This is a genomic window from Rhizohabitans arisaemae, from assembly GCF_025996515.1.
Lineage (GTDB): Bacteria > Actinomycetota > Actinomycetes > Streptosporangiales > Streptosporangiaceae > Rhizohabitans > Rhizohabitans arisaemae.
On the sequence record NZ_BLRH01000014.1, the window covers coordinates 203,360 to 215,912 of the forward strand.

Sequence of the window (12,553 nt, forward strand, 5' to 3'; positions counted from 1 at the left end):
CTCAAATATGAACAATCGGGCAGGTTAAGGTTCGGGTGATCCCCGCGACGGACTGGATCTGGGCGACCACGAGTCGGCCGAGTTCGTCCACGTTGAGGGCCTGCGCTCGAACAATGACATCGTAAGGGCCGGTGACGTCCTCGGCCTGTGTGACGCCCGGGATCGCGGAGATCTCCGTGGCGACGTTGGCCGCCTTACCGACCTCGGTCTGGATGAGGATGTAGGCGTGCACCATGGTGTCCTCCCTTTCGTGCCCGTTCGGCTGGTTCACCGTACTCTTGATCGCAAGAAGGAGGTCCTGCCATCACAGCCGGTGAGCTTGGAGAATTCGGTGTCGTCGGACGACTGGTCGGCCGACTACCGCAAGGTGGTGCCGTCCTGCTGGGTCCTGGAGACGATGGGGCGGTGTTGTCTGCGCCGGACGGGCGTGTTGTGGTGTCAACGGATCTCTTAGTCGAGGGTAGGCACTTTCGCCGGGATTGGTCTACTCCCTATGACATCGGGCGGAAGGCCGCGGCCCAGAATCTCGCCGACGTCGCCGCCATGGGCGCCACCCCGACCGCGATCTTCACCGGCCTCGGACTGCCCCCGGACGTCTCCGCGGAGTGGCTGGACCGCCTCGCCGACGGGCTGCGCGACGAGTGCCACCTGGTCGGGGCGAGCGTGGCCGGCGGGGACGTCGTACGGTCGGAGACGGTCATCCTGGGGGTCACCGCGCTCGGCGACCTGGCCGGCCGGCCGGCGGTCACCCGGGCCGGGGCCCGGCCGGGCCAGATCGTGGCCGTGGCGGGGCGCCTGGGCTGGGCGGCCGCGGGACTGGCGCTCCTGCAGGCGGGCCGATCCTCCGGCGACCCCGCGCTGGAGCCCCTGGTGGACGCGCACCGGCGTCCTCGGCCCCCCTACGCCTGCGGCCTGGCCGCCTTCGGGCTCGGGGCCACGGCCATGCTGGACGTCAGCGACGGCCTCGTCCAGGACCTCGGGCACGTCGCCAAGGCGAGCGGTGTGGGGATCTTTCTCGACTCGACGGCGCTCGCGCCCGCGTCGCCCCTGGTGGACGCGGCCGCCGTCCTAAACGTCCCGGCTCTGGACTGGGTTCTCACCGGAGGGGACGACCACGCGTTCGCCGCCGTCTTCCCCGCTGGGCGGGAGTTGCCGTCGGAGTGGCGGATCGTCGGCGAAATCCTTGAAGGATCAGGTGTTCTGGTCGACGGCCGGGTATACCGCACCGGTGGCTGGGATCATTTCTCACCAGCCAATACCGATGAAATTGTGACAAGAGAGAAGTAAAGATGTTATTCATATCTACGGCCTGGTAGCTCCGTGAGGGGGGAAGCATGGGACGACATCGTCCGCCGGACCCGGAAGGGGATGGTTTGCCGGACGATTCCCAGTCAACGGCGAAGTTCGGCCGGTTCGGCTTCAAGGAATCACCCTTCGCGGACGTAGACCGCGGGGAGGACACCCAGACGTTCACCCCGGACTTCGACGACCCCCTCCAGACCGGCCCCGACACCCTCTCCTGGCCGCCGGAAGGCGGCAGGCGGATCCCCGCCTGGGAAGGCGCCGACGACTCCCGGCGCAGGAAATCCCCGAACCCGTCGGCGGGCCGCCCGCGTGAACGGCGACGCCGTACGGCCGAGGGGCGCCGCCCCGGCAGACGCGGTGGACTCGTCGCGGCCCTGGCCGCGGCCGCCGTGGTGGCGCTCACCGCCGTCACCGTGGTCATCGTCAACTCCGGAGCCGAAAGCGAGGCCTGCCCGGACGGGAGCGTCTGCGCCGCCGCCCCCCGGCAGCCGAGCGAAGCGCCTCCGCTCACCCTCGACGACCCCGGCGAGTCACCCACCGACGAGGACGAACCGGCGACCGAACCCGCCGAGAAGAGTCCCGAACCCGAACGGACCACCACCCCGGACCCGGCTCCGCAACCGCCGTCCAGGCGGCCGAGCCCTGCGCCCAGCCCCACCAAGAGCGGTAAACCCACCCCGACCACCCGGCCCGCCCCGCCGCCGGTGCCCGAGGTGACCGACCCGAGCCCGGACGTCACCGACGACGGGAGCGAACCGGAACCCGAACCCACCCTCGACCCGGCACCCGGGCCGAGCCGGCCGACCCTGACGGGGCCGCCGAGCACCGCGCCCGAACTACGGGCCGCCACCGACCTCACACTCAGCTACGAACTGGTCGAAACCGCTCGGGCGCGCTACACGGCGCGGCTCGTCGTCTCCAACGACACCGGCGGAGAACTGAACACCTGGACCGTCAGCCTGCCCGTCGGGGGCACCGTCCAGAGCGCCGAAGGCGCCGAGTGGACCCAGCGGGAGGAGAACCTCGTCCTCACCGGCACCGTGCTCGGGCCCGGTGAGACGGCCGTCGTCGTCTTCGGAGCGAGAGGAAGACCACACGAGCCCACCGCCTGCACGTACGAAGGCGGTAGCTGCCGGCTGGCACCATAGGAGCATGACAACGCCGCCCCTTGTGCTCACCGTCGCCGGCTCCGACTCCGGCGGCGGCGCCGGAATCCAGGCCGACCTGAAGACGATGCTCGCCCTCGGGGTGCACGGCATGAGCGTCATCGCCGCCGTGACCGCGCAGAACTCGCTGGGCGTGCAAGGGTACTGGGAACTCCCCGCCGAGGCCGTCCAGGCCCAGCTCGACTCGGTTCTCGGCGACATCGGGGTGGACGCCGTCAAGACCGGCATGCTCGCCTCGCCCACCCTGGTGGAGCTCGTGGCCGCCACGCTCGCGGAGGTCTCGGCCCCCGTCGTCGTCGACCCGGTCGGCGTCTCCAAACACGGCGACTCCCTCCTCGCCCCCGAGGCGGTCGAGACGATCAAATCCCGGCTGTTCCCGGCGGCGACCGTGGTCACCCCCAACCTGTACGAGGTCCAGCAGCTCACCGGGGTCAAAGTCGAGGACGAGCACGGGATGCGCGCAGCCGCCGACGCGATCCTGGAACTCGGTCCCACCTGGGTTCTGATCAAAGGCGGGCACCTGCCCGGGGCCCCCGTCGACCTGCTCACCGACGGCACGACCACCCAGACCTTCGGCGCCGAGCGGCACGACAACCGGCACACCCACGGCACCGGCTGCACCCTCGCCTCGGCCGTCGCCTCATACCTGGCCCTCGGCGAGGACGTCGTCGAAGCCGTCCGCCTCGCCAAGGGATACGTCACCGGCGCCATAGCCCACGGCTTCCCGCTGGGCTCCGGCATCGGCCCCGTGGACCACGCCTGGCGCCTGCGCCCCGCCGCGCGCTGAAGGCCCGCCGTCGCAAGTCTCCGGCTAGAAGAGCATGTCGACCGGGGCTCCGTGCCAGCGCCAGCCGGCTCCCGGATGCCCGCGGCCGGGGAGCTCCCGCCGTCCGGTCGCCCACAGGAGGAGATCCCAGGAATCGCCGTCCACGTCGATCTGCGGGAACATGCGCATCAGGACACGCGTGCAGACGTCCCTTGGCGGGTCCGGGTCGAGACGCAGCCCGGTGGCCACGTCGTGGCCGTGGACGAGGAGCTCGACACATCCCATGGCGGCGAAACCCTCGGGATCGGCCATCCCGGACGGGTGGTAGGCCCGGATCCCGGCGGAGGCGTGGTCGACGACCGCGGCCAGCACACCTCCGGCGGCCATGACGAACTCCGCCATCTGCGCCGGCGAGGAGCCCTCGTCCGCCGTGACGAGAAAGGGTACGTAGTGGTCTGCCGGGCGGACCGCCACCTGACCCGCATAGGAGAACAGGCAGTCGGCCATGTGCTCCACCGTCCGGTGGCAGCTCCACTCCAGAGTGCCGGCCGGGAGCGACCAATCCCGATCGGCGCCCTCCCGAAGCATGTTGATCACTTCTGTGGTGCATCGGTGCACGTCGTCGACGCTGACAGGTTGACGCAGGCCCATCGAAGGCTCCACGAGGTCGTGAAGCACCAAACGCCCGGACCGCGGTCGGGGTGGCGGGTGCCTCGGTCTGAGCCGGATCACCGGGAGCGGCCGGTGAGCCGAGGGAATGTCAGGCCGGGTAAAAAACACAGCCCGCCATCGCGACGATGGCGGGCTTGAAGCAGGCTTGGAAACCCTAGCGGGTGACCTTGCCGGCCTTGATGCAGGAGGTGCAGACGTTCATGCGCTTCGGCGTGCTCCCCACCACGGCGCGCACAGTCTGGATGTTGGGGTTCCAGCGGCGGCGCGTGCGGCGGTGGGAGTGCGAGATGTTGTTGCCGAACGTCGGCCCCTTGCCGCAAACGTCGCAGACGGAAGCCACGGGAGTCTCCTTCAATCACATTGATGGGCCCGCCCTGCCTCACGCTGCTGCCGAGCGGACGGCGGGCATGCCGGATATCACCATCCGGCGAAACGAGGATAGCCGATACCCGCCCCAACAGCGAACCGAACCCCCGACCCCACCCCGCGGAGCGGGCGGACAGGGTTGAGCCGGGCGGGGCTACAGCCGGTAGGCCAGGGTTCTCCACGTGTTCCCTGGTCCGGATTGTAGGCGCGGCTGGATCCTAGGGATGGTCACGCTACGTCCGCACTTCGCACGTCGCGTCCTTTGCGACGGGCGAATGCGCGCGGCGGTCCGCGCCGGACGTCTTTTGTCCGGCGTGAACCGACCGCGGTCAATATCAAAAAATACTGTTCTTGTAACGCTGATCGTGCCTGAGGCGGTCCGCACGTCCGTTGTCGTCACCCGGGCGGCTCTTTCCGGCCCGGCCTATCGTCTAGACCGGGCAAACCGGAGGTCCCATACCTTTTGTGCCGCGAGAATGCGCGCGGCGGCTCGTGGCGCGCCGCTCTTTGCCCGGCACCGACCGGCCGTGGCCGATGTTGACCGGCACTGTCTGTGGCAACCGGTAGAACAGGAGGGTGACCACCTTCGATGAGCCTCTGACCAAGGTCCTCGGCGCGCCGACGGCGAAGAAGCTGGACGAGTTGCTTGAGCTGCGGACGGTCGGCGACCTGATGCGGCACTATCCGCGGCGGTACGCCGAAAGGGGCGAGCTCACCGACCTCTCGAAGCTGGAGCGGGGTGAGCACGTCACGGTGGTGGCGGAGGTGGCGCAGAGCCGGATGCGGGACATGGCGTCGCGCAAGGGGAAGCTGCTGGAGGTGGTGGTCACCGACGGCCGGGACCGGCTGATGCTCACGTTCTTCGGCAAGGCGGCCCACCATCACGAGAAGGTGCTGGTGCCGGGTAAGCGGGCGATGTTCGCCGGGCAGGTGGGTGAGTTCAACAAGAAGCGCCAGCTCACCCATCCGGAGTACGAGCTGCTGGAGGCGGGTTCGGAGTCGGCGGCGGTGGAGGCCTTCGCGGGCGCGCCGGTGCCGGTCTACCCGGCGGCCGGGGGGCTGCCCTCGTGGACGATCAGGAAGTGTGTACGGCTGGCGCTGGACACGCTGAGCGTGGGGGACGATCCGCTTCCGCCCGGGTTGCGTTCGGGACATTCGCTGATCGGCCTCGGGGAGGCGCTGGAGCTGGTGCACCGGCCGCGGGACATGCGGGATGTGGGGCGGGCGCAGCGCAGGTTGAAGTGGGATGAGGCGTTCGTGCTGCAGACGGTGCTGGCGCAGCGCCGGCTTGCGGCGGAGCGGTGGCCGGCGACGGCCAGGGCGGCTCAGGGGGACGGGATGCTGGCGGCGTTCGAGGAGCGGCTGCCGTTCACGCTGACCGAGGGGCAGCGCGAGGTGGGCGGGGTGATCGCGGCGGATCTGGCGCTCACCCATCCGATGCACCGGCTTCTGCAGGGGGAGGTCGGTTCGGGGAAGACGATCGTGGCGCTCCGCGCGATGCTGCAGGTGGTGGATGCCGGGGGTCAGGCGGCCCTGCTGGCGCCGACGGAGGTGCTGGCGCAGCAGCATCACCGGTCGATCGTGGAGTTGCTGGGGGATCTTGCGCTGGGCGGGATGCTCGGCGGGACCCGGGTGGCGCTGCTGACGGGGTCGGCGAACGCGGCGTCGCGCCGTTCGGCGCTGCTGGACGCGGCTTCGGGCGCGGCGGGGATCGTGATCGGCACCCATGCCTTGCTGCAGCAGCACGTCCAGTTCGCCGATCTCGGCCTGGTGGTCATCGACGAGCAGCATCGTTTCGGGGTGGAGCAGCGGGACGCGCTGCGGGAGAAGTCGACGTCGGGGCGGCCGCATGTGCTGGTGATGACGGCGACTCCGATCCCCCGGACGGTGGCGATGACGGTCTACGGCGATCTGGATGTGGTGACGTTGACGCAGCTGCCGTCGGGGCGGATGCCGATCGCGACCCATGTGGTGCCGGCGGCGGAGAAGCCGCGGTTCCTGGATCGGACCTGGTCGCGGGTGCGTGAGGAGGTCGGGGCGGGTCGTCAGGCCTATGTGGTCTGCCCGCGGATCGGTGACGGCGACGGGGAGGAGGGCGATCCGGCGGCGGGTTCGGATGAGGAGCGCCGCCCGCCGATCGCGGTCTCGGATCTGGTTCCGCTGCTCGCCGCGGGCCCGCTGGCGGGGTTGCGGATCGAGGCGCTGCACGGCCGGATGCATCCGGAGGAGAAGGACGCGGTGATGCGGGCTTTCACGGAGGGCGCGGTCGACGTGCTGGTCGCCACGACCGTGATCGAGGTGGGGGTGAACGTGCCGAACGCGTCGGTGATGGTGGTGATGGACGCGGACCGGTTCGGCGTCTCCCAGCTGCACCAGCTCCGCGGGCGGGTGGGCCGGGGGAGTCTGCCGGGCCTGTGCCTGCTGGTCACGGAGTCGCCCGGGGGGACGGCGGCCCGGGCTCGGCTGGACGCGGTCGCCGCGACGCTGGACGGTTTCGAGTTGTCCCGGATCGACCTGGAGCAACGCCGGGAGGGCGATGTGCTGGGTGCCGCGCAGTCGGGCCGCAAGTCGGCGCTGCGGATGCTCCGTCTGCTGCGGGACGAGGATGTGATCGAGGAGGCCCGGGTGGCGGCGAGCACGCTGGTCGCGGAGGATCCGAAGCTGGCCGCGCATCCGGCGCTCCGGACGGAGCTGGGCCGTCTGGTGAACGAGGAGCGCGCCGAGTACCTGGAGAAGACCTGACGGGCTTGGCCTGGGCCGGGTGCTCGCCGCGGCCCGCGGCCGCCGTACCGGCTGCGTCCTCGACCGGGGAGCGGGCGCTTCAGGCGTCGTGGGTGGAGACCGGCCGAGACCGGGCGGGCCACGTCCGGGTCCCCCCGAACCCCGGAGCGGCCTCGCCCGGTCTCGTCCTCCGATAAAGCCTGTTGTGTGGGTACTTGACCCGGGGCGCCTGCGGCCTCCCCCCAGATGCCGCGGCGGCCCCGGGTCCAGTCCCTGCTCCGCCCGGGGTCTTGCGACCTCGGGCTCACGTGCTGTCCGGCCTCCCCCCGAATGCCGGACAGCTGACCCGTGGACCCAGCTTGAGGCGGCCTCCCCCCGAATGCCGCCCCCAGCCGGCCCTGCCCTCGGGTCAGGTGCCGAGGGCACCGGCGTGCGGAAGGGCTCACGATCACACCGGTCGGCCTCCTTCTGGGTCACCTGAAGGCCGCACGTACATAATCGACCGTAACAAGGGTGCTGAACATCCCTCTTGCACATTCCTCACCTGGTCTTGCGCACTCTTGACCTGGGGTAATGGGATATGGCGTACCGATACCGGGGCGATCGCACCATGGGCCGTACGGCAGACTGACGGCATGACGCGTGTCATCGCCGGGGTTGCCGGTGGCCGACGACTGTCCGTACCGCGGGGGCGGAACACCCGGCCGACCAGTGATCGCGCCCGTGAAGGTCTCTTTTCCTCCGTCGGGTCCTCGCTTGGTGCGCTGGACGGTGTCCGGGTGCTGGACCTGTACGCCGGGTCGGGCGCGGTCGGGATCGAGGCGCTTTCGCGGGGTGCGGCGCACGCGCTGCTGGTGGAGTCGGACCCGCGGGCGGCTCAGGTCATCCGGTCCAATGTGGCCGCGGTGGGGCTCGCGGGCGCGGTCGTGGCGGTCGGCCGGGTGGAGCGGGTGCTGGCCCAGGGGTGCGCGGAGCCGTACGACCTGGTGTTCGCGGATCCGCCCTATTCGGTGGGGGACGCCGAGGTGGTTCAGGTTCTCGGGGCGCTGCGCGAGTACGGCTGGCTCGTGGACCACGCCTTGATCGCGGTGGAGCGGGAGTCCCGGGGGGCCGATCTGATCTGGCCCGCCGGGTTCGAAGGGGAGAGGGTCCGTCGTTACGGTGAGGCGGCGATTTGGTACGGTCGCGCCGCCGGGAGCCACTAATCGCACCCCTTGGGGGTTCACGTTGCATCGTGTCGTCTGTCCGGGGTCGTATGACCCTGTCACCAACGGTCACCTCGACATCATCAGCCGGGCCGCCCGGCTGCACGACGAGGTGATCGTCGCCGTGCTGATCAACATTGAGAAGAAGGGCCTGTTCACGGTGGACGAGCGCATCGACATGCTGCGCCGGGTGACCGAGGACCTGCCCAACGTGCGCGTGGACAAGTTCCACGGCCTCCTGGTGGACTACTGCCGGGAGCATGAGGTCACCGCGATCGTGAAAGGTCTGCGGGCGGTGAGCGACTTCGACTACGAGCTCCAGCAGGCTCAGCTCAACTATCGGATGTCGGGTGTCGAAACCCTATTTATGGCGACCAATCCGGAGCACTCCTTCCTGTCGTCAAGCCGGGTGAAGGAGATCGCCAAGTACGGCGGGGATGTGTCCGGACTCGCCCCAGACCTGATCATTGAGCTGCTCGCCCAGCGTCTCAAGAGCTAGAGCCGGGAGCTAAGTACCTGCCAACCCTGGTAGTCTTTCGGTTCGGCCGTGTACAACGAGCGCGGTCTGTCATGCCTCATGAGAGTAGGAAGTCCTCTGTCTCGCCTTGACCCCCGGGCTCCGTTCGTGTTCAGCACTCACGAACTGGGGCGACGACCGGGCTCGATGCGCCGGATGACCTGCACCCTCCCGGCACCGGCAGATCTCGCCGTGGGCATGGTCGGTGTCCCCAAGGACGCCGACGTCGAGCTGGAACTCCGGTTCGAGTCGGTGATGGAGGGCGTGCTCGTCACGGGCACGGCGCAGGCACCGCTCATCAGCGAATGCTCGCGTTGCCTGGAGTCGTCGACCTCGTCGATCGAGGTTGACTTCCAGGAGCTCTTCTTCTACCCCGTCGAGTCTGGGCTGTTCCAGACCGGCGAGGAGGAGTCCGTCCTCAGCGGCGATCTGCTCGATCTCGAGCCGATACTCCGTGACGCGGTGGTGCTCGCGCTGCCGCTGAGCCCGCTGTGCCGGGACGACTGTCCCGGACTGTGTACGGAGTGCGGGATCAGACTGGCCGAGGCCGGTCCCGATCACCGGCACGAGAAGCTCGACGCGCGCTGGGCCGACTTGGGGAAACTCATGGAACACAACGACAACGATCAGGAGGGCTGACGTGGCCGTCCCAAAGCGGAAGATGTCGCGGAGCAACACCCGCTCCCGCCGCGCGCAGTGGAAGACCGCCGCGCCCGCACTCGTCAACTGCCAGCAGTGCCGTAACCCCAAGCTGCCGCATATCGCTTGCTCGACCTGCGGCACCTACAACCGCCGTCAGGTGATCGAGCCTTCTGCCTGACGCCGGCAGCCATGGCGCCGGCCGGTCTCGATCGGCCAGCGCCTCCGCGTCGACCGGGCGCTCGCCTGTGACCGGTCGACGCAGACCATGGCTTGGTGGCGGTACGCCCGAGGCCGTGGTGGACGCCGGAGCCGACCGGCGCCCACCACGTCTTCGGGGGCTTGCTCCCCTTACGCGACATCGGGTCGACCCGGTGTCGCGTCGCCGTCACCTCGCCTGAAGGCGCCGGTGCGCACGCGCCGGCACAGGGTTTTCGGGTGGGGCCTCGCAGGCCCCGAGGAGGAGACGTGAGCGTCAACGGTGGACCGCCCGGTGTCGAGGCGGCTCGTGACGAACTTGAACGCGTTCTGTCGGTGAAGCTGGATCTCAAGCTCCTGGAGCGGGCGCTGACCCACCGGTCGTACGCCTATGAGAACGGCGGGCTGCCGACCAACGAGCGGCTGGAGTTCCTCGGGGACTCGGTGCTCGGCCTGGTGGTCACCGACACGCTGTTCCGTGAGCACCCGGATCTGCCCGAGGGGCAGCTGGCCAAGCTCCGGGCGGCCGTGGTGAACATGCGCGCGCTCGCGGACGTGGCGCGACGGCTCGGGGCCGGGCGCTACATCCGGCTGGGCCGCGGCGAGGAGGGCACCGGGGGCCGCGACAAGTCCTCGATTCTGGCCGACACGCTTGAAGCGATCATCGGTGCGATCTACGTCGACCTCGGGCTGGAGGAGGCGTCGCGGGTCGTGCACGTGCTCTTCGACCCGGTGATCGACCGCTCGGCCTCGCTCGGCGCGGGACTGGACTGGAAGACCTCGCTGCAGGAGCTCACGGCCGCCGAGGTGATGGGCGTGCCGGACTACCATGTGGACGAGAGCGGTCCGGACCACGCCAAGTCCTTCACCGCGACGGTGCGGGTGGGCGGTCAGGTCTACGGCACAGGCGCGGGCCGGAGCAAGAAGGAGGCCGAGCAGCAGGCCGCCGAGGCGGCGTGGCTGGCCATCCGCGCGCTGCGGCAGTCTCAGGGCGAGGGTGAGTCCTCCGCCGGGGACGGCGCGGGGACCTGACGACTCAAGGAGGGCCATGCCGGAGCTTCCGGAGGTCGAGGTCGTACGGCGCGGCGTCGAGCGCTGGGTCGTGGGGCGGACGTTCGCCGGGGCCGAGGTGCTCCATCCGCGCGCGATCCGGCGCCATCCGGCCGGCGCCGAGGATTTCTCGGGCCGGCTCGCCGGGCGGACGGTGGGCTCGGCGCGGCGCCGGGGCAAGTATCTCTGGCTGCCGTTGGGCGACGAGGAGGCCCTCCTGGCCCATTTGGGGATGAGCGGCCAGCTGCTCGTCCTGGCCCCGGGGTCGCCGGTGGAGCGGCACCTGCGGGTCCGGCTGGGTTTCACCGACGCCGGGACCGAGCTTCGCTTCGTCGATCAGCGGACGTTCGGCCATCTCATGGTGGTTCCGCTCTCGGACGGGGTGCCCGAGGTCATCGCGCACATCGCCCCGGATCCGCTGGAGGACGCGTTCGACGAGGAGTGGTTTTTCGCCCGGCTCCGCTCCCGCCGTACCGGGGTCAAACGGGCGCTGCTCGACCAGTCGCTGATCAGCGGGGTGGGCAACATCAACGCCGACGAGGCGCTGTGGCGGGCCGGGATGCACTGGGCGTGGCCCACCGAGACGGTGCCGCCGGCGAAGAGCGCGCTACTGCTTGAGTCGATCCGCCAGGTGATGCGGGAGGCGTTGGCGGAAGGCGGGACCTCGTTCGACAGCCTGTACGTGAACGTCAACGGGGAAAGCGGCTATTTCGATCGCGCTCTCGCCGTGTACGGCCGGAGGGACGAGCCCTGTCCCCGCTGCGGCACCCCGGTCCACCGGGATCCGTTCATGAACCGGTCGTCCTATTCCTGTCCGCGGTGCCAGCCGAGGCCGCGCGGCGCACGTCCGTAGAGGGGTCGGGTCATGTCCGATGGGCCGGTACGGCTGACCGCGTGGGCACGGGGTCGCGTCCAGGGGGTCGGTTTCCGGTGGTGGGTCCGCGCCCGGGCCTTGGAGCTCGGCCTGGTGGGCTGGGCGAGCAACCTGGCGGACGGCCGGGTCGAGGTGGTGGCCGAGGGGCCTCGCGGGGCGTGTGAGCAGCTGCTTGAGCTGCTGCGCGGGGGGAGCACCCCGGGCTCGGTGACCGGGGTCGCCGAGTTGTGGAGCGAGGCCAAGCACACCGTGGCCGGCTTTGAGGAACGCTGAGCAAGCCTGTACCGGCTCCTGCCGATGGTTACCCAGAGTGATTTTTCTCACCGGGGTGGGCATGGTGGCGGAGAGGTTCGCAGGTCAACAGGTATACGGAAGGTATGAGAGGTAAGGATTGCCCCTCTTTAGCCGCCCTCGATGGAATTCAAGGTCCACTATCGGGTATATTTAGTGGTCGATAGTGTTCATCAGCACATACAGCGGAGCGTTCAACTTGACCGTCCTCCTTGCTGATGCGACTCTTGAAAAGAACCACGCGCACCCCTCCCGCGGCTTAAAGTGCGCGAACCAATCTGGTCACTCAGCGTGGAGGACCCTTTACCATGGCGAAGGCTCTACTAGGCCACGTCGGCGGTCCTGACCCTAGGATGGTCTCGGAAATGCGCCGGCTCCAACAGCGTATCCGTGACCTGGAGGCCGAACTCATTCGGCTGCAGGCTCAGAACGACGCCTTGGCATCCACCACTAACGACGATTCGTTCGTGCGCGGCATCCAGGACCGAGAGCGCGAACCGGCCCTCACCTGAGCGTCGGGTCGTCTTTCCCAGCGGGGCGCCTCCACCGAGGCGTCCCTCTCTGTTGGCCGCCACCGCGGCAAGCCGGTGAGCGGTTTGTTCCGCGTGGTCGTCCGCGCCTTCCGGGCGGCGGGGCCCGCTCGGCGCTAGGCTTGCGCCGTTGACGAGTTCCCGGCGAGTGCTGCCGTGTGCGAGTGAGAGCCTGGCGCCTGACCGGGTGAGGGCGGCGCCTTCGGCGTACCCGTCGAGCGAGCGTCCGCTGTGAGACGCACCCGGAACGGTT

Annotated in this window: 15 protein-coding genes; 12 read left to right on the forward strand and 3 right to left on the reverse strand. The window is 69.6% G+C overall.

Annotation, left to right across the window (positions count from 1 at the left end; genetic code table 11):
* Position 1 precedes the first annotated feature (1 nt).
* Positions 2-235, reverse strand: coding sequence for an Lrp/AsnC family transcriptional regulator (locus RUR_RS07500; RefSeq protein ID WP_283134181.1), 234 nt, complete (start codon positions 233-235; stop codon positions 2-4).
* Between the two features lie 68 nt (positions 236-303).
* Between RUR_RS07500 and RUR_RS07505 the strand changes: the two genes are divergently transcribed.
* The 3 genes from RUR_RS07505 (at position 304) to thiD (ending at position 3,258) form a co-directional block, all read left to right on the forward strand.
* Positions 304-1,287 carry a thiamine-phosphate kinase gene (locus RUR_RS07505; RefSeq protein ID WP_283134357.1) on the forward strand — a complete coding sequence of 328 codons (984 nt, stop codon included), beginning with the start codon at positions 304-306 and terminating at the stop codon, positions 1,285-1,287.
* An 86-nt stretch (positions 1,288-1,373) separates the two neighbouring features.
* A complete protein-coding gene (locus RUR_RS07510) occupies positions 1,374-2,453 on the forward strand; it encodes a hypothetical protein (protein WP_283134182.1) in 1,080 nt (359 codons plus the stop codon).
* A 4-nt stretch (positions 2,454-2,457) separates the two neighbouring features.
* Entirely contained in the window at positions 2,458-3,258 is an 801-nt protein-coding gene (gene thiD / locus RUR_RS07515; RefSeq protein WP_283134183.1) for a bifunctional hydroxymethylpyrimidine kinase/phosphomethylpyrimidine kinase, read from the forward strand.
* A gap of 24 nt (positions 3,259-3,282) precedes the next feature.
* Here thiD and RUR_RS07520 read toward each other — a convergent pair whose 3' ends face one another.
* Positions 3,283-3,888 (reverse strand): maleylpyruvate isomerase mycothiol-dependent enzyme family protein, encoded by a 606-nt coding sequence (locus RUR_RS07520; RefSeq protein WP_283134184.1) that lies wholly within the window; start codon positions 3,886-3,888, stop codon positions 3,283-3,285.
* Positions 3,889-4,063: 175 nt separating this feature from the next.
* A complete protein-coding gene (gene rpmB / locus RUR_RS07525; protein ID WP_283134185.1) occupies positions 4,064-4,249 on the reverse strand; it encodes a 50S ribosomal protein L28 in 186 nt (61 codons plus the stop codon).
* A 602-nt stretch (positions 4,250-4,851) separates the two neighbouring features.
* On the opposite strand from rpmB, the gene recG reads away from it, so the two are divergent.
* The 9 genes from recG to RUR_RS07570 all read left to right on the forward strand — a co-directional run bounded on the left by recG (position 4,852) and on the right by RUR_RS07570 (position 12,282).
* Positions 4,852-7,017 (forward strand): ATP-dependent DNA helicase RecG, encoded by a 2,166-nt coding sequence (recG, locus tag RUR_RS07530; protein WP_283134186.1) that lies wholly within the window; start codon positions 4,852-4,854, stop codon positions 7,015-7,017.
* A 614-nt stretch (positions 7,018-7,631) separates the two neighbouring features.
* Positions 7,632-8,201: a 16S rRNA (guanine(966)-N(2))-methyltransferase RsmD gene (rsmD, locus tag RUR_RS07535; protein ID WP_283134187.1), complete on the forward strand. Its 570-nt coding sequence runs from the start codon at positions 7,632-7,634 to the stop codon at positions 8,199-8,201.
* 22 nt (positions 8,202-8,223) lie between these two features.
* A complete protein-coding gene (gene coaD / locus RUR_RS07540; RefSeq protein WP_283134188.1) occupies positions 8,224-8,700 on the forward strand; it encodes a pantetheine-phosphate adenylyltransferase in 477 nt (158 codons plus the stop codon).
* A 126-nt stretch (positions 8,701-8,826) separates the two neighbouring features.
* Positions 8,827-9,357, forward strand: a complete 531-nt coding sequence (locus RUR_RS07545; RefSeq protein ID WP_428846977.1) for a YceD family protein — start codon at positions 8,827-8,829, stop codon at positions 9,355-9,357.
* A gap of 1 nt (position 9,358) precedes the next feature.
* Positions 9,359-9,538 (forward strand): 50S ribosomal protein L32, encoded by a 180-nt coding sequence (gene rpmF / locus RUR_RS07550; protein WP_283134190.1) that lies wholly within the window; start codon positions 9,359-9,361, stop codon positions 9,536-9,538.
* Between the two features lie 287 nt (positions 9,539-9,825).
* On the forward strand, positions 9,826-10,587 hold the full coding sequence (gene rnc, locus RUR_RS07555; RefSeq protein WP_428846978.1) for a ribonuclease III: 762 nt from the start codon (positions 9,826-9,828) through the stop codon (positions 10,585-10,587).
* A 16-nt stretch (positions 10,588-10,603) separates the two neighbouring features.
* Positions 10,604-11,458 carry a bifunctional DNA-formamidopyrimidine glycosylase/DNA-(apurinic or apyrimidinic site) lyase gene (gene mutM / locus RUR_RS07560; protein WP_283134191.1) on the forward strand — a complete coding sequence of 285 codons (855 nt, stop codon included), beginning with the start codon at positions 10,604-10,606 and terminating at the stop codon, positions 11,456-11,458.
* A 12-nt stretch (positions 11,459-11,470) separates the two neighbouring features.
* Positions 11,471-11,752: an acylphosphatase gene (locus RUR_RS07565; RefSeq protein WP_283134192.1), complete on the forward strand. Its 282-nt coding sequence runs from the start codon at positions 11,471-11,473 to the stop codon at positions 11,750-11,752.
* Positions 11,753-12,078: 326 nt separating this feature from the next.
* Positions 12,079-12,282 carry a hypothetical protein gene (locus RUR_RS07570; RefSeq protein WP_283134193.1) on the forward strand — a complete coding sequence of 68 codons (204 nt, stop codon included), beginning with the start codon at positions 12,079-12,081 and terminating at the stop codon, positions 12,280-12,282.
* The last annotated feature ends 271 nt before the right edge of the window (positions 12,283-12,553 follow it).

Excerpts from the sequence above, each read along its gene's own strand:
- thiD (WP_283134183.1), top strand. The coding sequence starts at position 2,458 with ATGACAACGCCGCCCCTTGTGCTCACCGTCGCCGGCTCCGACTCCGGC.
- RUR_RS07520 (WP_283134184.1), bottom strand. The coding sequence starts at position 3,888 with ATGGGCCTGCGTCAACCTGTCAGCGTCGACGACGTGCACCGATGCACC.
- mutM (WP_283134191.1), top strand. The coding sequence starts at position 10,604 with ATGCCGGAGCTTCCGGAGGTCGAGGTCGTACGGCGCGGCGTCGAGCGC.
- RUR_RS07500 (WP_283134181.1), bottom strand. The coding sequence starts at position 235 with ATGGTGCACGCCTACATCCTCATCCAGACCGAGGTCGGTAAGGCGGCC.
- RUR_RS07570 (WP_283134193.1), top strand. The coding sequence starts at position 12,079 with ATGGCGAAGGCTCTACTAGGCCACGTCGGCGGTCCTGACCCTAGGATG.
- rsmD (WP_283134187.1), top strand. The coding sequence starts at position 7,632 with ATGACGCGTGTCATCGCCGGGGTTGCCGGTGGCCGACGACTGTCCGTA.
- RUR_RS07565 (WP_283134192.1), top strand. The coding sequence starts at position 11,471 with ATGTCCGATGGGCCGGTACGGCTGACCGCGTGGGCACGGGGTCGCGTC.